This is a genomic window from Streptomyces saintjeani (assembly GCF_055409605.1).
The window spans coordinates 166,283-185,582 of the sequence record NZ_CP189624.1 but is presented as its reverse complement, the minus strand read 5'-3'; the positions used below and the strand labels follow the sequence as shown (position 1 = coordinate 185,582).

The window sequence follows — 19,300 nt, the reverse complement described above, 5'->3', positions numbered from 1 at the left end:
TGATCCGGCCCGCTCCGACCCATCGGACGCAGCTGGATCAGGGCGGCCCGCCCCTCCCGTAGGACGCAGGAAGACGCGTCCCGCTCGTGTGCCGTCGGGGGGCGGTGAAGAAGAGGGACAGCTTCGGGTCCTGACGCGTGATTCGGCGGAAGCGCTCTCCTGGTGTCGCGCCCGAGCCCCTCCCCGCGAACGAGCGCCAACCGTGGCTCGCCACTGCCGCCCCGCCGCGTCCCCACAGGTCACAGCGCGAAGCACCGCGGGAGTACCGGCCGCCCGGAGGCCGTACGGCGCAGCGCCGAGGGATTTTGCTACAAGTTCCGAAATTGCCCGGTGACGGATCCGCGATGCCACCGCAACCCGCCCCGCCTACGGTCACTGCCACGCCGCACAGGCACCACCGGCCCCACCGGACCGAAATCGCTACTTCCCCCGAAATCCCCCCTGCGCCCAGCGCCCATGTGACAGGAGCCCAGCGTGTCCCACCCCTCCAGACGCGGCGTCCTACGGCTGACCGCCGGCACAGCTCTCCTCGGCGGTCTCGCCCTGGCGGGCTGCGGTCGCGGTGACAGCACGGCGACCGCGGCCACCGCGAAGCCCGTCGACAACTCCCCGGCCGAGGGAACCGTCAAGGTCTGGGCCGCACAGGGCGATGCCAACGTGCTCGACAAGGTCATCAAGCCGTTCAAGGCCGCGAACCCCGGCCTCGACGTGACGTTCACGCTGATCCCGAACGCCGAGTACTACACCAAGCTCCAGTCGGCGATCGCGGCGGGCAAGGGGCCCGATGTCGCCCAGTTCTTCCCCGAGTCGCAGGCCCAGTTCCTCGACCCGTCGATCCTGCGGCCCGTCCCCGGCGGCCTCGTCGACCCGTCCGCCTTCTTCCCGAGCCTGTGGGACGCCGGTGTGGTGAAGAACGTCGCCTACACGGTGCCCTGGTACGCCTACACCTACGCGCTCGTCTACCGCTCCGACCTCGCCAAGAAGGCAGGCGTCAAGGCCCCGGCGACCTGGGACGAGACGGTGCCGTTCCTCAAGGCGCTCCAGCGCGCCGGCGCCGGGCACGGCCTCGGGGCCGACATCGGCTGGGACGTCTTCAACGGCCAGGACGCCGCGATGTACGCCTGGCAGGCGGGCGGCTCACTGCTCTCGCCCGGCGGCAAGTGGACGCTCGACACACCGGCGATGGCCGACGCGATCACGTACAACGCGTCGTTCTTCACCTCGGGCGTCGCCGACACCAGCGGGCCCACGTTCCTCGACGCGCAGCCGTCCTTCGTGTCGGGCCGGACCGCCTGCATGATCACCGGCCCGTGGGTCATCGGCCAGCTCGACGCGGTCGCGAAGAAGACCGGCTGGACCGCCGCCCACGTCGCCACCGCACCCCTGCCGGCCGGACCGTCGGGCAACGTCTCCTTCTCCGCCGGCGGCAGCTGGGGCGTGCTCGCCGACAGCGGCAACGCGGACGCGGCGTGGAAACTCGTCCGGCACCTCTGCGAGCCGAGCGCCCAGGTCGCGCAGTACAAGGCGTACGGCTCACTGCCCGCCGTCGCCTCCGCCTGGACCGACCAGGCCCTCGCGGGCCAGCCGCTGCTGGCCGCCTTCCTCACGCAGCTGAAGAACACCCGGGCGTTCCCGCGGGTGAGCAACTGGCAGCAGGTCGCCACCCGGCTGGGCAAGGAGATGGAAGCCGTGGCCAAGGGCCAGGGGACCGCCGCGAAGGCCGCCGCGAACGTGCAGGCGTACGCCGAGAGCCTCGGCACGGGCCGATGACCGCCGCCATCGGGCCGACGAGGCCACGCGGTGCGCGCCGGTCCCGGGGCGCCCGGCGAACGGCTGTCGCCTGGCTGTTCCTCGCACCGTTCACCCTGGTGTTCCTGCTCTACACGGCGATACCCACCGTCGCCGCGCTCGGTTTCAGCCTCACCGACCTGCGCGGCACGGACCTGCGGCATCCGCTCGCCGTCGACTTCACCGGCATCGAGAACTACGCCCGGCTGCTGGAGGACCCGGTCTTCCTGCGCGACATCCTCAACACCGTCCTGTTCGTGGCCGTCGGCGTGCCGCTGACCATGGGGTTCGGGTTCGCGCTCGCCCTCGCGCTCAACTCCGGCATCCGGCGGCTGCGCGGCGTCTTCCGTACCGTCTTCTTCGCGCCGGTCGTCACGAACGTCGTCGCCGTCGCCATGATCTGGCAGTACGCCTTCAACACCGACGGCACCGTCAACAAGGTCCTCGGCGCCATCGGCCTCGCCGGGCCGAACTGGCTGGACGACACGCACCTGGCCATGCCCGTGGTCATCGCGCTCGGCGTCTGGCGCAACGTCGGCATCGCGATGGTGCTGTTCCTCGCCGGTCTCCAGGCGGTACCCCGGGACGTGTACGAGGCCGCCTCCCTCGACGGCGCCGGCCGCCGGCACAAGCTCCGGCACATCACCCTGCCGCTGCTGATGCCGACCACGCTGATGGTGTCGGTCCTGCTGACCGTGTTCTACCTCCAGGTCTTCGACGAGCCGTATCTCCTCACGGGCGGCGGCCCGCTGGGCTCCACCGAGTCGATGGCCCTCTACACCTACCACCAGTTCGGGGCCGGCGAGTTCGGCATGTCCTCGGCGGCGTCCTTCATGACACTCCTCCTCGTGACGTTGGTGAGCATCGTCCAGTTCCGAATGCTGAGGCCCCGCGCATGACCACCATCGCCGCACCGCGAGGCGCCGAACTGACGCACGAACAGACACGGGCGCGCCGACGGTCCATCGCCCGTCCCCTGCTGTACGGCGCGCTCGTCCTGTGCGCGCTGCTCACGCTGCTGCCGTTCGTCTGGGTCCTCAGCGGCTCGCTGCGCGGCCTCGACGAGATCCGCTCCGACCCCGGCGCCTGGCTCCCGCACCACATCACCCTCGACAACTTCGTCCGGCTGTTCCGGACCCAGGGCTTCGGCCGGTTCCTGGCCAACAGCGTCGTGGTCGCGGCCATCGTCGTCGCCGGCAACATCGTGGCCGCGTCGGCCGCGGGATACGCGCTCGCCAAGCTGGACTTCGCGGGCAGGCGGATCGCGTTCGGCGCGGTCATGGCGGCGATGATGGTGCCGTTCACCACCGTGTTCGTCACCCAGTTCGTCATCACCGTCGACCTGGGCCTGGCGGACACCCTCACCGGTATCGCCCTGCCCGGCGCCGCGCTGCCGCTGTCCGTGTTCATCATGCGGCAGTACGCCCTGTCGGTCCCCGACGAACTGCTGGAAGCGGCCCGGATCGACGGGGCGGGCGAGCTGCGGATCTTCTTCCGGATCTTCCTGCCGCTGGCCGGTCCCGCCGTCGCGACGATCACGATCATGTCGTTCCTCACCTCGTGGAACAACTTCATCTGGCCGCTCGTCGTCGCCCAGAGCACCTCCACCTACACGCTGCCGGTGGGCCTCGCCGCCACCAGCCAGGCCGCCGCGCACGTCACCGACTACGGCCTGATGCTCGCCGGCGCGATCGTCGTCATGCTGCCGGTGCTCGTGCTCTTCCTGTTCCTCCAGCGCTACTTCGTCCAGGGCGTCGCCGGATCGGGAATGCGGTGATCGCGGTGGAGGCGCCCGCGCGCGGTTTCGGGGACGACGCGGCAAAGGCGTGCCGATGCCCGGGATGAACCAGAGCGCCGTCCGGCGGGTCAACACCTCGGTGATCCTGCGCACGCTGGCCGTGTCGGCCGGGCCGATGACGCTGGCCGAACTGTCCGAGCGGGTCGGCCTGTCCCGCCGTACCGTCGAACTCGTCCTGGACTCGCTCGTCGACGCGGGCTGGGTGAGCGAACTCGACCGGGTGCCGGTGAGCGGCTGCGCCGGGCGCCCCGCGCGCCGGTACGAACTGCGGGCCGACCACGCGCTGCTGGCGGCCGTCCGCATCACCACCCTGGACGGGGCCGCGGTCGTCGCCGACGTACGCGGTCGCATCGTCGGCCGGGCGCACCGGCCACTGCGCGACTACCAGGACCCGCAGGCCACCCTCGACGACGCGGCGGCCCTGGTCCTGGAGGCACTGGCCGACGCGGGCGGGACGGCGGACCGGCTGCGGGCCGGCGCGATCGCGGGCGTCGGCGCGATCGACGACGACGGCGTCGTACGGCGCCTGGTGCACACGACGCAGTGGGAAGGCGTACGTCTGCCCGAGGAACTCGGGCGGCGCGTCGGTGTGCCGTGGTTCGCGGACAACGACACCAACCTCGGTGCGCTCGGCGAGCGTTGGCGGGGTGCGGCCGGTGACCACGACAACGTCGTCTGGGCGATGCTCGGCAACCGGACCGGTCTCGGCATCCTCATCCGCGGTGACGTCCACCGCGGTCTCGAAGGCGCGGCGGGTGAGATCGCCGAGGCGGTGTCGCTGCCGGCCGGCTCGGTCGAGCACCGCCCCGTGGCGTGGCTGACCTCACCGGATCAGGCCCGGCGGCGGGTCGCGCTCGGCCGCTTCGCCGAGGCCCGGGCGGGCGACGCGGCGGCGCTCGGGGAGGTCGACGAGTTCGTGGCGAACATCGCGTCGATCCTCACCACCCTGTCGTGGACCGTCGCGCCGTCGCTCATCGTCCTCGGCGGCGGGCTGGAGGACGCGGCCGATGTGCTGCTGCCCCGGGTGCGCGCGGCGATGCGCGGCGCCCGTACCCCCGCCGTCGAACTGCGCGCCACCGCACTGGGCTCCGACGGCCCGCTCATCGGCGCCGTCAAGTTCGTGCTCGACCACATGGACACCGAGTTGTTCGGCCCGCCCGTCCCGCGCGCGTGAGCACACACCCCACCCGCGCTTCTCCCCTCACACCTCAGGAGCCCGACCATGACCGGCACCAGCAGGACCGGCGTTCTCATCGTGGGCAGCGGCATCATGGGATCCCTCGTGGCCCGGCTGCTGCGGGACACCGATCCGGCGCTGGACATCACCATGGTCGACGGCGGCCGGCCGATCGGCGCGGCCCCCGGCCTGCACCTGCACGACCTCGACGACCCGGCTCTGTGGTCGCGCTACAACGAACAGGTCGCCACCGGCGTCCAGGGCCTGTACACGGGCGCCGACGTCGTCCGCGACGTCGCGGACAGCGTCACCGGCCTGGCACCCGGCATGTTCCACGCGCTCGCCCTCGGCCAGGACGCCGAGGCGATGCCGGCCGCCGCGCTCGCCTGGAACGCGGGCGGCATGGGCGTGCACTGGACCGCCGCGACCCCCTGGCCCGCCGGGGACGAGGCGTTCGACTTCGGCGACCCGGACCGCTGGACGACGGATCTGGACACCGCGCGCCGGCTGCTCGCGGTCACGCCCGCCGCGATCGGGCCGACCCCGGTCGGCCGGGTGGTGCTCGACGTGCTGGGCCGCCGCTTCGACGGCGTCGGACCGCACGACCGGCAGCCGCAGCCGATGCCCATGGCGGTCACCCCGACCCCGACGGGACCCATGCCACGCACGGCCCCGGGAACGATCTTCCCCCCGATCGCGGTCGGCGGGGACCCGGCCTTCACGCTCCTGACCGGCACCCTCGCCACCGCCCTCGTCACCGAGGACGGCCGGGCCCTGGGCGCCCGCCTGCGCCGCGTCGCCGACGGCGCCGAGTCCGAACTGAGCGCGGACACCGTGGTGGTGTGCGCCGACGCGCTGCGCACCCCGCAACTGCTGTTCGCGTCCGGCATCCGGCCGCGGGCGCTGGGACGTCACCTCAACGAGCACGCGTTCATCAGCGCCCGGGTCCTCCTCGACCTCGACCGCTTCGGTATCGGCCTCGACTCCCTGCCCCTGCCGCGCCCCGGCGAGTTCGCCACCGACTCGCTCTGGCTGCCGCACAACGGAGCGGCGCAGCCGTTCCACGGCCAGGTCATGAACCGCACCTACGTCGACGACACCGGCCGGCCCCTGGCCCACTCGGTGGGCCTGTCGCTGTACGTCCCCGTCGAGTCGCGCCCCGACAACCGGCTCGTGTTCTCGCAGACCCGGACCGACCTCGCGGGGATGCCACGGATCACCGTCGAGTTCGGCTACTCCGACGCCGACCGCACGCTGATCGGCCGGGCACTCGACGAAGTCCGTTCGCTCGCCGAGGAGTTCGGCCCGTTCGACCCCGCCACCGAACGGGCCCTGCTCCCGCCCGGCTCCTCGCTGCACCAGACCGGAACCGTCCGCGCCGGTCTCGCCGACGACGGCACCAGCGTGTGCGACCCCGACGGCCGGGTGTGGGGCTTCGACAACCTCTACCTCGCGGGCAACGGCGTGATCCCCACCGCGATGGCCGCCAACGTCACCCTGGCCGGCGCGGTGACGGCGGTACGCGCCGCGCGCGCCGTCGCCGCCCGCCCTCTGAAAGGAATCCGCAACCATGATCGACGTCCCGAAGGAATACCGCGTCGCCCTGCCCGCGTGGATCGATGACGAACTCGCCGACGTGCCGGCCGTCATCCCCGCCCACGAAGGCCGGATGCGTCTCGTCCACCGCCTGGCCGACCGCAACTGGCGAGAGGGCAACGGGGGGCCGTTCGCGGCACTCGTCGCCGAGCGGGACACCGGCCGCATCGTCTCGGTCGGCGTGAACGTGGTCCTCGCCTCCGGCGTCTCCAGCGCGCACGCCGAGGTCGTCGCGCTGGGCCTCGCCCAACGGGCGACCGGCGGCTGGGACCTCGGCGGCGAGGGCCTGCCCGCGCACGAACTCGTCGTCAACTGGCGCCCGTGCGTGCAGTGTTACGGCGCCGCGATGTGGTCCGGGGTGCGCGGCCTCGTGGTCGCCGGCGAGGGGCCGGACCTGGAGGAGATCACGACCTTCGACGAAGGCCCCCTCGGCGCGGACTGGGCCGAGCAGTTCGAGGCACGCGGCATCACCGTCGTACCGGACGTGCTGCGCGGCGAGGCGCTGGCCGTGTTCCGGGCCTACCGGGACGCCGTCGACGCCGACGGGGTCACCGTCTACAACGCCCGTGGAGGCGCCGCGTGACACCGCTCTTCGCGACCGACGCCGTCACCTTCTACCACCCGGACTTCTGGGGACTGGACTCCGCCGAGGCCCTGCGCGACTGGGCCCACGACCACCCCCGGCCCTTCTGGGAACGCGTGATGGACGCGCTGGCCGAGGCCGGGATCACCGGCCTGGAGCTGACCTTCCCGCCCGGCGACATCGACTCCGCGCTGCGCGCCTTCGGGAGCGCGGCCTCCTTCCGCCGCGCGCTCGCGGACCGTGGCCTGTCCGTGGTCAGCGCGTTCATCGCGGGCGCCGACGCCCCCGACTGGCGGCAGGCCGGCAGCCTGCCCGCGATCGTCGCCGACGCCGAGCGCCGCGCCGCCTTCCTCTCCGAGGCGGGGGCGAGGCTCCTCGTCGCCGGACTGCCGATGCGTACGACGCTCGGGACCCGTCCGCCGTTCTTCGTCGACGCCGCGTACATGACCCGGATGGCCGACATCGCCCACGTGGTCGGCGAGGCCGTCTCCCGCCACGGCGTGAAGCTCGCCTTCCACACCGAGTCCAACAGCACCCTCTGGTACGAACGGGACATCGACCTGTTCATGGCCCTGACCGATCCGCGCTACGTATGGCTGTGCCCCGACTCCTGCCACATCGCACTCGGCGGGGGCGATCCCGTCGCCGTCGCGCGCCGCCACTCCCAGCGCATCGCGCTCGCGCACTGGAAGGACGCCGTCAAGCCGATCGACGTCGAACTCACCATCGACGAGACGGTCTTCGCGCAGCAGCAGCCCTACATGACCGAACTGGGCACCGGCATCGTGGAGTGGCGGGCCTGGGCCGACGCGATGTCCCGCACGCCCGGTACCGGGATCGTGCTCGTCGAACTGGACGAGGCGGCCGACCCTGTGGCTGCCCTGCGGGCGGGAAAGGCCGTCGCGGAAGGGGCCCTGGCGGGGTCGGCGGCCGACGGTCGCACCGCGCCCGCCGAAGGACAGGACCGCTCGCATCGGTGAGGGCGACCGAGGCCGCCGGTGCCCTGGCCTCCACGGCCGACGCGTACGGCTGCCGCCGGGCGGCCGGTGCAGATAGCGGTCGAGGGGGCCGGGTCGTACGGGTTCCGGTGACGGCCCTGCTGTGGAGGCCGACCGTGTATTCGGTGGCCGCGAGCGTCTTCTCCTCGGGCAGGTCTCGGGCGGTGATCAGGACGCGGCGGCCGTAGCTGGTGTGGTTCTCCTGGTACGCCGGGTCGTTGGCGATGGCCTTGGTGATCGTGATGGCGTCGCGGGCGGACCGTGCGGCGTCGTCAATAGGTGCCGCCTGCCGGGGTGCCGGCCGTCCCGCGAGGGCGGCCTTCCTGGTCAGGCCCCTGGAACGGTGGCGGGCAGCCTCCGGTAGATGTCTACGGCGGTTCCGGTCGCGTCGACGGCCTTGGCGGGCAGGAGGTATTGGGTGGCATCGGCGATGCTCTGGGTGAATCCGGCAGCGTTCGGCGGCAGGCGGGCCCCGCCGGCAGATGGCGGGAGATCCGCGCCGTCTCCCCTGCGGACGCCGCAAGTTCTGCCCCGCTGCCGACTGCCTCGGCATGAGCCGCCCCGACAGCACGGCACGCGCCCCGGCTCGGTGTCGTTCGGATGTGCGCCGCCAGCTTGCGGGAGACGGAGATCTCGGTCGGGGTGATCGCCTCAACGGCCTTCGCGATCCGCTTGGTCTCGCGGGCGGGTCGGCCAGACGAGAGGGAGGGGAGCGGGCAAACCGTATCCGAAAGGGCAGGTGCACCGGAGCGATGCAACCGATGGTCGTGGTGTGCGTCCTCTACTGGTGAGGCAGCCGGTGTGTTCGGGGGGATCTGGCGTGGAGACGATCATTGTGCACCCGTACGCCCTCGACACGGCCGCGAAGTACTTCCTCGTCCTCGTCGCCCTGTGCGAACCGCGCCTGCGCGACCCCTCCGACAGCACCCTGCCCGGTGCCGGGGACATCGCGGAACGTCTGCGTGGTCTGCCGGACTGCGAGGATCTGACCCGGTCCGCGGTGAACTACCACATCGACTACCTGGCCTGCCGCAAACTCCGCCTGGACCTCACCGACTCCCCGGACGTCCCGGCCCGTACCGGGGCCAAACGCGCCGCCCTGGTCTCCGTGGCCCTGCGCTTCGGCCTCGTCCGCGAGGAACACCTCGCCCTGCTGCCCTCCCGCAAGAGGGGCACGACAACCCTGTCCCGTCACGCAGGTCCTTGAAAGTCTGTCACCGGGGACGCCGCTGTCCGAGGCTGCGGTGACCTTCCTGAGGAGCCCGGACGCGGGTCTCGGTCATGCTCCGCCTAAGCTGCGGCCGTGGACTACAGCGAACTTGAGGAGGACATCCTCCGGATGGTCGTCGCGGCCACCGAGGACGACGTTCGTGCCTTCGGGGAGGAGACGGTCACGCGTCTGGTGCGGCCGGAGCTGCTCCGTGGTGCGGCCGAGGACGAACTCAGCGAAGAGGCCCGGGCGGCTCTGACGACCGCCTGCGCGAACGTTCTGACGATCAGTGCCGCCGAGCTGCACGACGCGCTCGCGACGATCTACGACGGCATCCTGGTCGAGGACGATCTGGACCCCGGAGTCCTCACCGCCGTCGGCGCGTTGGCGCATTGGAAGAGCTACCTGGAGCAGCGCCGGCGCGGTGAGCTCTACGAACTCGCCATCCGTTCCGTCGAGGACATCGACCACGAGGTCTCCGCCGACCTCGACGACATCCTCGCCACACCGGAGATGGCCGCCGAGTACGAGCGCATCCGCCGGCTGCTGGCCCCCGGCACGGCCCGTACCAGCCCGCTCCCGTAGGCGAAGACGGCGGCGTGGACACGGCCGAGGTGGGGCGTGACGGCCGTCTCCTCGATGAAGAGACGGCCGTGATCTCACTGTCGGCCAGTCCCCGTGCGACCAGGGTGAGGGCCTCTCTTGATCGGTCAGGCCGAGGCGTTCGACCAGACGCCGGGTGAGGGAGGGCGCCACCATGTCCTCGGCCAGCAGGGCGGCGCACACGGCGGTACCGGACCAGGACCTGAGCGGCGGAGGCTCGGCCGTCCGTACGCGTGGAAGTGGCGCACCGCCGCCTTCGGTATCGCTGACGAGGCCGTCCGCCTGCGTGTCGTGCAACAGCGCGAACCGGCCTGACGGTGTGCCGGCGGAGCCTGAGTGTCCTGCCGTCAGGTCAACTGCCCATCCGGAAGGCGAGGCCGGCATCGGAGACGCGCCGATGATCCCGTTCGTCGTCCCCTCCCGGCACCCCGCGCGTCTGCCTCTCCCCGAACGCCGTGCCCCGCGAGCCGCCGGGTCAGCTGCCGGTCTTCTTGTCGAACCATCCGAGCGACCGGATCACGGACGCGCCGATGAAGAGGATGCCGAGAGGAACGATCGTGAACCAGACGGCGCCCGCTTTCATGGCCGCGAGCACGGCGATGGCGCCGATGGCCAGCGCCAGAAGCACGAGCATGCCCAGAAGGACACGAATCTTGGAAACCAATGGAGGACTCTCCCCTGTTCAGCTGGACTCTGTCGACCGACCGGACGGCGTTCCGCTGATGACGGCTGCCCAGCACAGAGGCAGCAAGCTCCCCCGCCGTGACACCACGGCCCCGCCCGGAAGCTCATGAGGCGAGTCTCCCGACGCCGTCTCCCGGAGGCATTCGTAGAACTACGTAATCGCCTACCTAGGTTCCCTGCCGAGCCCGGCCCTCCCGCAGAGCACCGTTCACGCCGCGAGCCGGCCAACGGGATGGCCTAATATCCGAATTGGCCGGTAACAGATGGTGTTCTCGTTCGTGCGCACGTCCAGGGGAAGGGAGAGGACCGCTTGCCCCCCAAGGATCGGGCCCGAGGGAACGACACCGTTCTCGTCGGCAGACAGGCGCAGGTCGCGTGTCTTTCCGCGGTCGTCAAGGATCTGGCCGACGGCCGGGGAGCGGTCCTGGAGGTCACGGGAGAACCCGGGATCGGCAAGACCACCCTGCTCGGTCTGCTCGCCGAGCGGGCCGCCGAGGCAGGAGCCCTGGTGGCGCGAGCCCACGCCGCGCGCGGTGCGACACGACCCGGCCAGATCATCACCGAGGTGCTGGACGCCCTGGAGGCGCGGAACCCCTCGACGACACGGGAGCCGGACGCCGAGGTGCGGAACGCGCTGGGGCGCTGGGCGGCGCGGCACGGCGGTGTGCTCGTCCTCGACAACGTGCACCTGTGCGACGAGCAGTCCGCGAGACTGATCGCGCAGCTGGTGCGGACACCCCCGCCCGGCCCGTTCGTCCTGGCCCTGGCACACCGTCCCCGGCAGTCCGGCCCGGTGCTGAGAGAAGCGCTCGAACACGGAGTGGAGACCGGCTCGGTCGTCCGCCTGGCCCCCTCCTCCTTGGACCTCGGGGCGATATCCGCCTTGCTCGGCCACGCGGGGTCCCCCACCGACGCCGTCTCCCGCCCGGCGCGGGACCACGCGTACACCGAGTGGCGCGCCTCCGAGGCGCCCGTGGTCGACGGCACCTACGTCGAGCAGTTGCACGCCGCTTCCGGCGGCAACCCGCGGATGCTGCGCATTCTGCTCGCGGCGCGGTGGGACCCGGACGAGTGGCCGCTCAGCGCCGGTACGGACCGGGACGGCATGCTCCGGGAGGCCGTCTTCGTCGTCAACGAACTGGACTCCCTCACCGCCGACGCCGCGCACGCGGTCCAGGCCGCCGCCGTTCTGGGCGACCCCTTCCTGCCGGACGACGTCGCCGAAGTCTCCGGCCTCGGTCTGGAACGGACCCTCGGAGCGTTCACCGAACTCGTCGACGTGGACCTGATACGGCCGTTGCCCTGGGGCGGCGGCTACGTCTTCCGGCACCCCGTCCTCGGCCATGTCGCCCTGGAACACCCTTCGCCGTCCACGCGCGTCGGCGCTCACCGGCGGGCCATGGACCTGCTCACCGCACGAGGGGCCTCGGCGCTCCTGCGTGCCCGGCAGGCCGAGCACCTGGTGGGCGCGGGCAGTGCTCAGGCCCGGCAGGTTCTGGTCGACGGTGCGGCGGAGGCGATGGCCAAGTCCCCGGCTTCCGCCGCCCGTTGGCTGCGCCTGGCGCTGGACCACCTGCCTGCCGGCGAGCGGATCGGCGCCCCCCGGGTCCTTCTGGTGCTCGACCATTGCCAGGCGCTCAGTTCCGTGGGCCGCCTACAGGAAGCCCGTACGCTCGTGCACGAACTGCTCCGGCATCAGTCGGATCTCTCCGAGGACCTGTTGCTGAACGTCTACGCGGTCTGCGGAGAGCTGGAGCGGTTGCTGGGCCGTCACCAGGAGGCCGAAGCGGTGATCCGGACGGCACTCGACCTCGTACCCCGCCCACTGCCGGTTCCGCTGCCGCGGCCGACGGCCGAACTGATCACCGCGTACGGGCGGGTGCAGTTGTTCCGGGGCACGTACGGCGAGGCACGTGACGTGGTCCGGGAGGCGGCGCAGGCGGCCGGCACCGCCGGCCCGGCGGTGCCCTACCTGCGGGCCCTGGGCGCCCTCGGCGACACCCAGCTCGGGCTGCTGCCCGAGGCCGTCGTGGAGGTCACCGAGTGCGCGCGGATCGTGGACGCCCTGCCGGACGCCGCCGCCGTCACCATGCCTGACGTCCTGGCGATGCTCGGCTGCGCGGAGTTGTTCCAGGAGCGGTTCCACGACGCCTACCGGCATCTGGAACGAGGACTCCAGGCGACCACGGGTGCCACCCGGCGGTTCATCCGGATCAACCAACTGGTGGCCCTGTGCCACCTCGACCAGCTGACGGGGCGCCTGGAGACCCTCTGCCGCCGTGCCGAGGAGGCTCATCTGCTCGCCCGGACGAGCGGGGTCGACGAAGCCGCCGGGGTCGCCATGATCCTGCGGGCGACGGGGCTGCTCTGGACCCGTCCGCGGCGGGACACCGACAGGCTGCTCGAACTCACCGAGGAAGGGCTCCTTCTCGCCCTGCGCAAGCGGGGCTGGCGGGCAGCCGTGGCGGTCGGCCTGCGCGCCCAGGCCCAGTTCCTCGGCGGGGACTTGGAAGGCTGCCTGCGCACCCTCGTCGAGGAGGGCGGTCCACGGCTGGAGCGGCTGCTGCGAGCCTGGCAGCCTTCCCTCCTCGCCCTCGCCTCCGTCGCGGCACTGCGGTGCGGTGACGTCGACGCCGCACGCGACTGGGCCGAGACGGGGGAGACCGTGGCCGAACAGCTGGGGCTGCCGCTGCAACAGCAGCACGTACGCAGAGCCCGAGCCGAACTCCACGCCGCCGAAGGAGAACACCGCCTGGCGGCAGGGCTGTTCTTCGACGTCGCGGAGTCGTTCCGCCGCGCGGGCCTGCCGGTGGAACACGCCTGGACCCTGGTGACCGGGGTGCCTTCCGTGCACGCGGCCCAGGGCACCCAGCAGGCGCTGGAGTGGCTCGACACGGCGGGAAAGGCCGCTCGGGCCTGCGGAGCACAGCGGATTCTGGAGGAGGCGGCAAAGGCCAGGAGCCTGCTGCCGGTGTCCCGCGCGACAGCGGCTCTTCTCACCGAGCGGGAGCGGGAGATCGCGGAACTGGCGGCCGGAGGCAAACGCACCAAAGAGATCGCGGAGCAGCTCTTCGTCAGCACCAGGACGGTCGAAGCCCACCTCGGCAGCGTCTACCGCAAGCTCGACATCCCCTCCCGGGCGGCACTGCCGCGCGCACTGGGTGCGGTGATCCACCGGCCGGCCGTCTGACGGGTCGTTCAGGTCCGGTCAGGCGCGAACCGCGTACAGGAGTCGTCCTCGCTGCTCACGTGCACCGGTGGTCGCTTCCCCCTCCTGACGCTCTGCGGGCTACCGCAATCGTGGATTCACTTGGTCCCAGGGCCTGTTGCTCCGGCCGGACGCGTTCACCGTCCGGTGAGCGGGAGGCTGAGGACTCCGCGGTCGTGTCCGACGATCAGGTCCGGGCCTGCGGTGGCCAGACAGGTGAGCGCCACGTCCAGGGCTATGTGCCCCACCGCGCCGGTCTCCGGTTCCCATACCCGCAGCCGGTGACCGTGACGGGTGCCGACGACCAGGACGGTGCGACCGTCGTGCGGGGTGGCGGCGGTGATGACCGGCAGGCCGGCGGTGCCGGTGGAGACGGGCAGACCGTCGCCGGCCGGGGCTCCGGTGGCGAGGTCCCACAGCATGACCGCGCCCCGGTCGTCTCCCGTGGCCAGCATCGCTCGGCCGGGTGCGGGTACGGCCGCCACGGCCGCCACCCGGTGGTCGGCATCGGCGAGCGCACGGGCGCTCAGCTGCACGGCCGCGCCCTTGTCCCAGGGGTCGTCGACGGCCGGGTCCCACACGTGGAGGCGGCCCGCGGTGTCCGAGGCCGCGATCAGTGTGTGGCTGTCGGCGATCGGGACGGCGGTGATCGACTGGATCGGACTGCCGTAGGGGTTGAGGCGTCCGACGCACTCGCCGGTGTCCGGGTCCCACAGCCGGACTGCGCCTTTGAGGGTGGCGGTGACGAGCAGGGTGCGGCCGTCGGGGACGGCCGCGGCACACATCCCGGTCACCCCGCCGGGCCCGGCGCCGGACGGTTCGCCGACCGGCTGCCCGGTGACGGGGTTCCATACGGCGATCGTCCCGCTGTCGCCTCCGCTCGCCAGAAGGACGCGGCCGTCGGGCAGGGGGAGGGCCGTCATCGAGCGGATACGGTCGGGATGCCCTGGCAGCGGCTCACGGACGAGCCGGCCGTCGGTCACGTCCCACAGGCACACCACGCCCGCGTCCCCGGCGCCGGCCACGAGCGCCGGCCGACCGGGGTGGGACACCACCGCCAGGGCGTCGACATCCCCGGGTGCGGAATCCGCGAACACCGCTGTACGACCCCAGGGGGTGCCGTCGGCCGCGTGCACCGTGTTCCCGTCCTGCCGGAACCGGGTCGCCGGGTCACCTGTTCGTCCGGGCGCCGCCGACTCCACCGTGACAGAGTTCGTCGCGCCGTCCGGGCTCTCCGCCAGGCCGTCGGCGATCGTCCACGTCTGCTCGCAGTCCCAGCAGCGGAAGTGTCCGGTGAGGGACATCAATCGGCGGGCCAGTTCGCTCGCGGTCCCTTGCGGGGTGCCCTTGACCGCGACCATGCCGCCGACCAGGCACAGGACGGCCTGACCCGGTGTCCCGGGTGGTACCCCTGCCGCCGCGACGTCGCGGGCCACCCGCAGGAAGGGTTCCCACCCCTTCCCCAGCGCCTCTTCCCGCAGTGCTGCGGCGACCTCCTCCCAGGGAGCCCCTCCCTGCCGGGCGGGGAGGGGCTCAGCCAGCACCGGAGCCTCGAAAGGCGCACGCGCCGGGTCCATGAAGAACTCGGGGATCTCCGTGTCGCTCCCGCACCCGGGACACACCAGCAGGAGGCCGCTTCCACCGAGGCCGAGGAACTGCCCCAGCGCTTCGCCCAGGTGGTGGCCGGCGAAGGCCACGCAGGAGAGCACGAGGTGCGCGCAGACCCGCGCGGGAGCCTCGGCGGCGAGGAGGCTCCGGGTGGCCGCCCGCTCGGCCAGGCGCAGTGCGGCGGCGAACCCCGCCTCCAGATCGGCCGGGACGGGGGGCCGGTAGTCGGCGGTCATGATGCATCCCATGTCCACCCAGAAGTCCACGGTCTGTTCCGGAGGCAGGGCCGCTGCCGCCTCGACGAGATGCGGCAGGGCCGCATAGGCCCCGTCGGAGACGACTCCGTCGTCCAGCAGGCCGCCGCTCACGCATGACCAGGTCTGCCTCCAGGCATCGCCGCTCCCGGTGGCCAACTGCTCCAGGAGCGCTTCCACCTCCTCGACCTCCACACCGTCGAGATCACGCCAACGAGCGCTGTGCAGGGGCAGCTTCGCAATCATGGATCGAGTCTCGCAGCCGACACCGACAATCCGGAGGCGGCGTGGTGTCCGGCAGCCTTTGCGCAGCTCGTCATCCGGTCGACGAGGGTGGCACGGCTACCGTTCCGGCCATGCCCGGTGAACTCCCAAGCAGTGGTCCGGCCCGCGAAGTCGCGGCGGTGGGCGGGCGGTTGACCGATCCCGGCCGGCTGGTGCACGGCGACCCGGAGCTGATCCTCGCGGGCCTGGACGGTGCCGCCTCGCCGGAGGAACTGCTGGCAGCCGCTGTGTACCGGGCGTCAGGGCATGTCCACCGTGACGCCGGTGCGGGGGTGCGGCGGCAGATACTGGCGGCAGCGCCCGACGGGCGGCTGGTGGTCGGTTTCGGCGCGGACATAGCGGTCCTGGCCCATCTGCCTGCGTGACGGTGTCCCGCTGCCGGTGAACGGCGACGGCATCTATACGTCGGCCAGAACCGCGTCGGGATGGTCGGCGAGGTAGTCCCGGACCACCGAATCGAAGCTCGGGTCGGGTGTCAGACCCAGCTCGGTGGCGCGGGCGTTGTCGAAGACGGCCGGCCAGGAACCCACGACGGCCTCGACGGCCGGGTCGGGGGCGACCGTCACGAGGCCGGCCACGGTGTCGCCCGCGATGCGCCGGAGCGTGGCCAGCATCTCGGCGACCGAGACCGTGAGCGCGGGGAGGTTGACCGGGAGGGTGCCGTCGAGGCGGCCCTTGCCCGTGCCGCGTTCGGCTTCCGCGACGCGGAGGATTCCCTCGACCGTGCGGCGCGGTGACGCCAGGGCCACCCGGAGGCCGGGGTCGACGGGGCAGGTCGCCGGGAGCCCCGCGAGGGGTTCACGGATGATGCCGGAGAGGAATCCGGAGGCGGCGGCGTTCGGCTTGCCGGGGCGTACGCAGACGGTCATCAGGCGGGCGGTACGGCCGTCCAGGAAACCCCGGCGCGTGTAGTCCGCGATCAGTTGCTCGCAGACGAACTTCTGGACGCCGTAGCTCGACCGGGGCATGGGCAGGGTCGACTCGCTGACCACCGGCGGGAGAGGGAGCGCCGGGTCGGAGCCGTACACCGCGACGCTGCTGGCGAAGACCAGGCGCGGGACCGGTCCGCCGCCCGCCGACTGGGCCCGGCAGGCTTCGAGCAGGGCGCGGGTGGTGTCCAGGTTGGCGCTCATCCCGAGGTCGAAGTCGGCCTCGCACTCGGCGGAGACGGCGGCGGCGAGGTGGACGACCACGTCGACGGGCTCCGCGAACACCCCGCCGAGAGAGTCGGTCAGATCGCCCCGCACGATGTCCACGGGGTACGCCTCGGCCTCCGGCGGCACGTACCGGTCGGCCAGCACCAGGCGGTCGATCGGGGCCCCGCCGTACGTCCCGGTCCTGAGCAGCGTGCTGGTGATCTCGCGTCCCAGGAAGCCGAAACCGCCGGTGATCACGATCCTCATGCGCTGTCTCCTCAGCCGTCGGTCGGGGCGTGCGCGTCAGAAGCATTCCCCGCCCCTGCCATCGCGTCCACCTCGGCGGCGTAGAACTGCGCGGGGTCGACGCCCATCCCCGTGAAGCGGCCGGAGAGTTCCAGGAACAGGGCGCCGTGCCGCCGGGTCAGAACATCAGCGCCCGGTGGAGGGTCTCGCCCGCCCAGTCGCGGTGCGCTGCCAGGTGGGCGTCGAACGGGGTCGCCGGGCCGCCGGGGGCAGGGCGGCGACGGTGTCCAGCAGGGTCGCCATGATCTCGGAGGAGATCGCGGTGGTGTCGTCGGGGGCCTCGTAGCCCGGGACGGGGGTGCCGTAGATGAGGAAGGAGCGCTGCGGGTCGCGCAGGGCCCATTCACGCAGGGTGTGCGCGAGCGCGGGCAGGTCGGCGCCGGACTCGGCTGCGGTGCGGAAGGTGTCGGCGAGGCTGCGGTACGCGTCGCGGACCAACTCGGTGATCAGCTCGTCGCGGCCCGCCGAAGTACCGCTCCGACCGCCCACCCCGAACCGGTGCGGTGGCCGGGGCGTCGACCCCGGCGCCCTCATCCGCTACACGTCCGGCACCGTGATCAAGGCGCTGCTCGATGCGGTCTGGAAGCTTCACCGGCGTCGAACGCTGGCCCTCCTGGCAGCCCCCGTCCTCACCGCCGAACGCCTTGACCCCGGCCGCCTCAAGCCGGGCTCCCGCTTCCGCTGGACGACACCGGCACCGGCCACCACCCTCACGATCACCTCCACCACTGCGTCCTGTGGAGCGGCCCGGCGATCTGGGAGAGGCTGCGGATCGACGAGGGCGTGCACCTGTGGACGTTCACCGAGACCGGGGACGGCGTGCGCGTCCACACGGAAGAGACGTGGACCGGCGGTCAGATCGAGACGGACGTACCGACCGCGACGGCGGCGCTCGGCGCGAGGCTCGAAGAGTGGCTGCGCGCCCTGAAGGCGGCTGCGGAAGCCGACGGGGCGGAGGGGTGAAGCGGTCCGCCGGTGACACCTGGGGCTCGCAGGAGAAAACACGTTGGCCGGTCGGCGGTGAGCTGCCACGATTCCTCTGGTTGTCAGGCGGAGGGCGTTTGTTCGTTTTCGTGTGTGCGGGGTGCGGTGCCGAGGTGACCGGGCCGTTGTACGAGGTCGCGCTGCCGGTTCACGCCCGGCAGAAGTACGGGAACGGCGTGCAGCTTCCGGTGCTCATGGAGCCGGGGACGTTCGCCGTGGACCGATCCACGGGGGACGAGGCGGGGGAGAGTGTTGTCGCACCCGGTGATATGCGGAGGACCCGGCTGATTCCGGAGAAGCGTGGGGGCGCCTGCTGCGGTCTGGACGGAGCCGATGGGCCCAACATGGCGTGCGGGGCGTGCGACCTCCCTGTGGCCACCCGGATCGACGACTGCTCGCTCTGGCAGCAAGTGCGGCTCGATGCGGACGCCGTGCGCCGTGTCCCCGTCGACACTTCGCCCCCTGAGCCCCTCTCCTGGGCGGAGTTGGTCCGGACGGGGGAGCCGACGCCCCCGTTCGAGCCGATCGGTACCTGGGGAGGGGCCCTGGGGACGGGGCACTACTGGTCGTGGAGTCCGCGGTGGGAGGCGGCGGTCGGGCAGGGGCTGGCCCATCTCGTGGTTGCCTCTCGGGGGCAGCGGGTGGAGGTGCCCGCTGGGATGGCTGCCGATGTGTTCCAGCGCGCGCTCGACGCCCTGCTGCCGGCGGGGCCTTTGAGGCGGCGCGCCGTTCTGGCTGGGCCGGGGCGGCCCGCTCGCGGAACGGGCGCCGACATCCTCCTCGTACCGGTCCATCCCAGGACAGGGCGGACCTGGGCCCCCACCGGCCCGGCGCACCTCGTCCCCCTGCCGCTCGGCGTGTGGTTGTGGCTGGTCTCTCCCCGGGCGTCCCTGCCGGTGCCCGTGTCGGGCCGTATCCCGAGGGACGTGCTCCGCGACGACCCGCTCCCCCCGCTCCCCAACTCCCTGTTCCGGGCGGACCGAGAGACGTTCGAGCGGACCTTGAGGCGGTTGGCGGATGCTTGTGGACCGGAACCTTTGCCGGGCGGCCTCTTCCGGTAGGCGTCCTCACCCCCCTCTGAC

The 19,300-nt window shown here is 72.2% G+C and carries 15 protein-coding genes and 3 pseudogenes; 14 read left to right on the top strand and 4 right to left on the bottom strand.

Going from position 1 to position 19,300, the window contains the following annotated elements; genetic code table 11:
• Positions 1-474 precede the first annotated feature (474 nt).
• The 10 genes and pseudogenes from ACQCO7_RS00870 (at position 475) to ACQCO7_RS00825 (ending at position 10,068) form a co-directional block, all read left to right on the top strand.
• Positions 475-1,770: an extracellular solute-binding protein gene (locus ACQCO7_RS00870; RefSeq protein ID WP_464069911.1), complete on the top strand. Its 1,296-nt coding sequence runs from the start codon at positions 475-477 to the stop codon at positions 1,768-1,770.
• Positions 1,767-2,687, top strand: a complete 921-nt coding sequence (locus tag ACQCO7_RS00865; RefSeq protein ID WP_464069910.1) for a carbohydrate ABC transporter permease — start codon at positions 1,767-1,769, stop codon at positions 2,685-2,687. Before ACQCO7_RS00870 ends, ACQCO7_RS00865 begins: the two co-directional genes overlap by 4 nt.
• Positions 2,684-3,565 carry a carbohydrate ABC transporter permease gene (locus ACQCO7_RS00860; RefSeq protein ID WP_464069909.1) on the top strand — a complete coding sequence of 294 codons (882 nt, stop codon included), beginning with the start codon at positions 2,684-2,686 and terminating at the stop codon, positions 3,563-3,565. Before ACQCO7_RS00865 ends, ACQCO7_RS00860 begins: the two co-directional genes overlap by 4 nt.
• A 55-nt stretch (positions 3,566-3,620) precedes the next feature.
• Positions 3,621-4,760, top strand: a complete 1,140-nt coding sequence (locus tag ACQCO7_RS00855; RefSeq protein WP_464069908.1) for an ROK family transcriptional regulator — start codon at positions 3,621-3,623, stop codon at positions 4,758-4,760.
• A 48-nt stretch (positions 4,761-4,808) separates the two neighbouring features.
• Positions 4,809-6,386, top strand: a complete 1,578-nt coding sequence (locus ACQCO7_RS00850) for a GMC oxidoreductase (protein ID WP_464069907.1) — start codon at positions 4,809-4,811, stop codon at positions 6,384-6,386.
• The gene (locus ACQCO7_RS00845) at positions 6,334-6,942 is read left to right on the top strand and encodes a nucleoside deaminase (RefSeq protein ID WP_464069906.1); all 609 of its coding nucleotides are present in this window, start codon (positions 6,334-6,336) and stop codon (positions 6,940-6,942) included. Before ACQCO7_RS00850 ends, ACQCO7_RS00845 begins: the two co-directional genes overlap by 53 nt.
• Complete coding sequence (locus tag ACQCO7_RS00840) at positions 6,939-7,922, top strand: sugar phosphate isomerase/epimerase family protein (RefSeq protein ID WP_464069905.1); 984 nt, start codon at positions 6,939-6,941, stop codon at positions 7,920-7,922. The genes ACQCO7_RS00845 and ACQCO7_RS00840 overlap by 4 nt, the downstream gene beginning before the upstream one ends.
• A gap of 850 nt (positions 7,923-8,772) precedes the next feature.
• Positions 8,773-9,147, top strand: a pseudogene (locus tag ACQCO7_RS00835) (serine/threonine protein kinase); the annotation flags it as partial.
• 96 nt (positions 9,148-9,243) lie between these two features.
• Entirely contained in the window at positions 9,244-9,735 is a 492-nt protein-coding gene (locus tag ACQCO7_RS00830; RefSeq protein ID WP_464069904.1) for a hypothetical protein, read from the top strand.
• A 117-nt stretch (positions 9,736-9,852) separates the two neighbouring features.
• Positions 9,853-10,068 carry a hypothetical protein gene (locus ACQCO7_RS00825; protein ID WP_464069903.1) on the top strand — a complete coding sequence of 72 codons (216 nt, stop codon included), beginning with the start codon at positions 9,853-9,855 and terminating at the stop codon, positions 10,066-10,068.
• 160 nt (positions 10,069-10,228) lie between these two features.
• On the opposite strand, the gene ACQCO7_RS00820 is transcribed toward ACQCO7_RS00825, so the two are convergent.
• Entirely contained in the window at positions 10,229-10,387 is a 159-nt protein-coding gene (locus ACQCO7_RS00820) for a hypothetical protein (protein WP_464069902.1), read from the bottom strand.
• Positions 10,388-10,747: 360 nt separating this feature from the next.
• Between ACQCO7_RS00820 and ACQCO7_RS00815 the strand changes: the two genes are divergently transcribed.
• Positions 10,748-13,627, top strand: coding sequence for a BREX system ATP-binding domain-containing protein (locus tag ACQCO7_RS00815; RefSeq protein WP_464069901.1), 2,880 nt, complete (start codon positions 10,748-10,750; stop codon positions 13,625-13,627).
• A 155-nt stretch (positions 13,628-13,782) separates the two neighbouring features.
• On the opposite strand, the gene ACQCO7_RS00810 is transcribed toward ACQCO7_RS00815, so the two are convergent.
• Entirely contained in the window at positions 13,783-15,753 is a 1,971-nt protein-coding gene (locus ACQCO7_RS00810; protein WP_464069900.1) for a WD40 repeat domain-containing protein, read from the bottom strand.
• Positions 15,754-15,863: 110 nt separating this feature from the next.
• Between ACQCO7_RS00810 and ACQCO7_RS00805 the strand changes: the two genes are divergently transcribed.
• Positions 15,864-16,157, top strand: a complete 294-nt coding sequence (locus ACQCO7_RS00805) for a hypothetical protein (protein ID WP_464069899.1) — start codon at positions 15,864-15,866, stop codon at positions 16,155-16,157.
• Positions 16,158-16,190: 33 nt separating this feature from the next.
• Here the strand turns inward: ACQCO7_RS00805 and denD are convergent, their stop codons facing one another.
• Both denD and ACQCO7_RS00795 read right to left on the bottom strand, forming a co-directional pair.
• A complete protein-coding gene (gene denD, locus ACQCO7_RS00800; protein ID WP_464069898.1) occupies positions 16,191-17,195 on the bottom strand; it encodes a D-erythronate dehydrogenase in 1,005 nt (334 codons plus the stop codon).
• An 11-nt stretch (positions 17,196-17,206) separates the two neighbouring features.
• Positions 17,207-17,699 (bottom strand): annotated as a pseudogene (locus ACQCO7_RS00795) (TetR-like C-terminal domain-containing protein); the annotation flags it as partial.
• On the opposite strand from ACQCO7_RS00795, the pseudogene ACQCO7_RS00790 reads away from it, so the two are divergent.
• A pseudogene (locus tag ACQCO7_RS00790) lies at positions 17,587-18,197 on the top strand (SRPBCC family protein). The pseudogenes ACQCO7_RS00795 and ACQCO7_RS00790 overlap by 113 nt on opposite strands.
• A 98-nt stretch (positions 18,198-18,295) precedes the next feature.
• Positions 18,296-19,279 (top strand): hypothetical protein, encoded by a 984-nt coding sequence (locus ACQCO7_RS00785; RefSeq protein ID WP_464069897.1) that lies wholly within the window; start codon positions 18,296-18,298, stop codon positions 19,277-19,279.
• The last annotated feature ends 21 nt before the right edge of the window (positions 19,280-19,300 follow it).